This window comes from Moorena sp. SIO4A5, from assembly GCF_010672005.1.
Taxonomy (GTDB): Bacteria; Cyanobacteriota; Cyanobacteriia; order Cyanobacteriales; family Coleofasciculaceae; genus Moorena.
The window spans coordinates 1-3918 of sequence record NZ_JAAHHZ010000449.1 but is presented as its reverse complement, the minus strand read 5'-3'; the positions used below and the strand labels follow the sequence as shown (position 1 = coordinate 3918).

Genomic DNA, 3918 nt, shown 5'->3' with positions numbered 1-3918 from the left:
CCTATCTCCTACTAAAGCGGTAATGGGAGTAATAGCTCCAAGAGTTAATCCAGTAGATATTGGATAACTGAGAACTCCACGGACTCGGCGTAGAGACGACAACCTATAGTTCGCATCTTCCTTGTGTGTAACCGGGTAAGCCGAGATTGAGTCCCTACCTTAGGTCGATAGATAGGGTAGCCGAATCGCAAGAGGAGGTATAACTCTCGGTCCGGTAAAAGTCTGAACCAAGCTAAAGCCAACAGGGTGAAAACCGACGGAAAAGCGTGATAGCGCGTATAACCGGTTGGATAGAGGGATTTTCCCTCAACTCGTGCAGAGTGCTGAATTTCAGAACTGATTCCGAGGGAGGAACATAATACAGATTATTCCTTAATTGTAATGGAAAAGATAGAACCGAATTCAAAGGAAAACGGTATCGTAACTGAACAAACTACCGATTGGCACTCCATCAATTGGAAGAAAGCCTACAGGGAAGTCAGGAAGTTGAGACGTAGAATATTCCTCGCGACTCGTGAAGGCAACTGGAAAAAGGTAAACAAGCTACAACGATTAATGTTACGTAGCTATTCCAATATACTCATTTCCGTTAGACAAGCCGCCCAAATCAATAAAGGCAAAAATACCCCTGGGATAGATAAAATAGCAAACCTAAACCCAACACTCAGGGGAGAGCTGGTCGATGCTCTTAAACACTACAAGGCTTGCAAACCAATCCCAACTAAACGTGTATATATTCCCAAACCTAATGGTAAAAAACGCCCACTAGGAATACCTGGCATGATTGACAGATGTATACAAGGCATCGTCAAGAACGCATTAGAGCCTCATTGGGAAGCCAAATTTGAACCATCATCATACGGTTTCAGACCTGGCAGAAGTACCCATGACGCAAGACAAAGGATATTCAATAACATCAAAGGTGAAAATAACCGGAAGTGGTGGGTTTTAGATGCAGACATCTCTGGATGCTTTGATAATATTGCCCATAAACCACTTCTTGAGACATTAGGTAACTTCCCAGCCAAAAAACTAATAGCCCAATGGCTTAAAGCAGGATACATCGACAAGAATGTATTCTACGAATCTGAATCAGGCACACCACAAGGAGGAATAATCAGCCCCCTTCTGGCCAATATCGCACTACAGGGCATTGAGGAAGAATTGGGAATCAAATACAAGTGGCGTAAAGATAATAGGAGGAAATCTGGCGGATTCTGGGAAAATATATCTAAAAGAGCATATATCCGCTTTGCTGATGACTTCGTAGTTCTAACAGAAAACGAAGAAGATGCAGCGAACGCCAAGATAATCATACAAGAATGGTTAATCAAAAAAGGATTGAAACTCTCCAAGGAAAAAACCCACATTCGACACCTCACCCAAGGCTTTGATTTCTTGGGATGGAACTTCCGAAAATATCAAACTACCGCACGAAAAACCGGATTGGTTACCCTCATCAAACCCTCCAAAAAGAATATAAAGAAATTCAAAGACAACCTGAAGACAGAGTTTAAAAAACTCAAAAGTGTACCACAAGACCTAGTCATTAAGAAACTCAATCCCAAAATTATAGGATGGGGTAACTATCATGATGGAGTGGTAGCACAGGAGACCTTCAACACTTTGGACAATTACATATTCTGGAAACTCAAAAGATGGGGAAAACGGAAACACCCGAACAAATCCTGGAAATGGATATCGCAGAAATACTTCGGAAAATCCTGTCCAGGCAGGGATGACAAATGGGTATTTGGAGACAAATCCTCAAAAGATGTATATCTACATAAACTTGCATGGATTCCCATCAAGCGCCACACCCTAATTCAACATACAAATAGCCCAGATGACCCTAACCTCATAGGATACTGGGAAGAGCGCAAAGCTAAACAAAGGGAAAAAACGGCCAAGGGAAGATTTTCAGCAGGTAAGGATAAAATAGCAAACAAACAGAACTATCTCTGTCCTGTCTGCAATCAACCCCTCGGGGCAAGTGATGAGATACATATACATCACATAATACCAAAACATCTGGGTGGTCAGGATAGAAACGATAATTTAGTATATCTACACGCTAACTGCCACCATTCCATTCACGCCTTGGGTGCCACCAATCCCGACATACAGGAAATGCTGAGAGCCGGGATAAAGAAACCCTCTTTGAAACGGAACAAAAACCAAAAGGTACAAACCCATAAATCAAAGAAAAGAGGTGGTAGTGATAAATGAGTTCTAAAGGAATTGGTCGCGCCGTGTACTTGGAGACTTGTTCGCACGGTGCTTTGGGGACGAAGCGGGAGTAATCCCGCCGACTTACCCAATCCTTGTACTGGGGGACCAAGAGCCAGCCACACCGGCCTCGCAAAATCCGTTGGCTGGCTCTTCCCATGGACGTTTAACGACCACAGTTTTACTATAGCACAAAAATTTAATATTATAACATAATTTTTTAATTTTTGTAACAAAATTAGGGAATCGGGAGTCGGGAATCGGGAGTCGGGAATCGGGAGTTTGGGAAAAAATCCTGTTTACCTTACTCGTGATTAGAGCTATAGAGTGCGATTGACCTTGGCCAAAAGGCATGCACGCTAGGGGAACGGTCACGCTACGGGGGATTGACCTTGGCCTTTGGGTCACGCTACGGGATGCTTCTTTGGAGCCGCTACGCGATTGGCCGTAGGCCACGCTACGCGAACGCATCCACGACCGTATCCCAAACTCTTCCGTCTATTCCCGATTCCCGATTCCCGATTCCCGATTCCCGATTCCCCAAAATTGCCAATTCTCTTTTTTCCTATTAAACTAGTATTATCGGAATAGTTAAGGGGGAGTCCACTGATGAACAAGTGTGTTGGTACTACTGAAGCCGCATCTCTGTTAGGAATTTCGTCTCGGCGATTGCGCCAACTCCTAGAGAAGGGTCGGGTTCGGGGTGCTTATAAAAGTGGGAAATTCTGGATTATTCCTCTGTTCAACCATTTGCCACAAATTACCAAAGGCTCCCGTGGACCGAAGGGCAAATGGCAGACTAGTCGTCCCCCGGCTTTAGCGAAGATTAATGTCAACCGCAATCACATTGGCTCGAATATGCACAAAAGCCCTCAAGAGCGGAAGCCAGTGATTTCAGTAAAACGAAAGGGTACCAATCTCTACGGCAACGAAGTCGAAATCCTCGGTCCTTGTAAGATTGTCTATAATCCCGATCATCCCCTCGATTGTGGCGCTCGTCTGTGGATCGAAACCTTCAGTGATATTCACTTCATTGGTGGCAGTTTCCCGGCTACTAGCTGAGTTCGGGAGTCGGGAATCGGGAGTCGGGAATCGGGAGCGGTGCGACCCGTGGCGAATTTAATTCGCCTACGGAAAGCGCACCGAGGGAGTGGGAAGTGTGGGAAGTGTGGGAAGTGTGGGAAGTGTGGGGAGATGGGGAGATGGGGAGATGGGGAGATAGGGAGATGGGGAGAGAATTCTTGTCCACTGTTCCCTGTTCCCCGTTCCCTGTTCCCTGTTCCCGATTCCCGATTCCCGACTCCCGACTCCCGATTCCCGATTCTTAATTCTTAATTCTTAATTCTTAATTCTTAATTCTTAATTCCTACAAAATCATCGGGATCGGATTAAGTTGATCTTCCCTTAAGGGTTTCGCCAACAAGCCTAACTTAACGGGGACATCATACAACCGACCGGGGGCGAATCTTGCCCAAAAATGGCGCATCCCTGGTACAACCACCTTGACCACATTTAAGCCAATATCCGGGCGGGTTTGGTCTAGAACTAGGGTTTCCATGCCTGCGGACTGGGCAATGTTGACACAGGTCATCACATCCTCATAAATATCATCACTCCACTGTTGAGCATAGTCACTGTAAAGCTTGAGGGGAATGTCAGGATTGGGAACCATGTAGGGATGGTCTTTGC

General features: G+C 45.3%; 6 protein-coding genes. 4 read left to right on the top strand and 2 right to left on the bottom strand.

The window, feature by feature from the left end; genetic code table 11:
* Positions 1-381: 381 nt before the first annotated feature.
* Positions 382-2229, top strand: coding sequence for a group II intron reverse transcriptase/maturase (gene ltrA, locus F6K57_RS38935; protein ID WP_293074020.1), 1848 nt, complete (start codon positions 382-384; stop codon positions 2227-2229).
* Positions 2230-2313: 84 nt separating this feature from the next.
* On the opposite strand, the gene F6K57_RS38930 is transcribed toward ltrA, so the two are convergent.
* Positions 2314-2583, bottom strand: coding sequence for a hypothetical protein (locus tag F6K57_RS38930; RefSeq protein WP_293074018.1), 270 nt, complete (start codon positions 2581-2583; stop codon positions 2314-2316).
* Positions 2584-2615: 32 nt separating this feature from the next.
* Between F6K57_RS38930 and F6K57_RS38925 the strand changes: the two genes are divergently transcribed.
* From F6K57_RS38925 to F6K57_RS38915, 3 genes are all read left to right on the top strand, one after another.
* Positions 2616-2801: a hypothetical protein gene (locus F6K57_RS38925; protein WP_143727606.1), complete on the top strand. Its 186-nt coding sequence runs from the start codon at positions 2616-2618 to the stop codon at positions 2799-2801.
* A gap of 37 nt (positions 2802-2838) precedes the next feature.
* Positions 2839-3291, top strand: coding sequence for a helix-turn-helix domain-containing protein (locus F6K57_RS38920; protein WP_075899538.1), 453 nt, complete (start codon positions 2839-2841; stop codon positions 3289-3291).
* Between the two features lie 95 nt (positions 3292-3386).
* Positions 3387-3557 (top strand): hypothetical protein, encoded by a 171-nt coding sequence (locus F6K57_RS38915; RefSeq protein ID WP_293074016.1) that lies wholly within the window; start codon positions 3387-3389, stop codon positions 3555-3557.
* A 38-nt stretch (positions 3558-3595) separates the two neighbouring features.
* Here F6K57_RS38915 and F6K57_RS38910 read toward each other — a convergent pair.
* A partial coding sequence (locus tag F6K57_RS38910) for a YcaO-like family protein (protein WP_293074014.1) occupies positions 3596-3918 on the bottom strand: 323 nt, incomplete at its 5' end.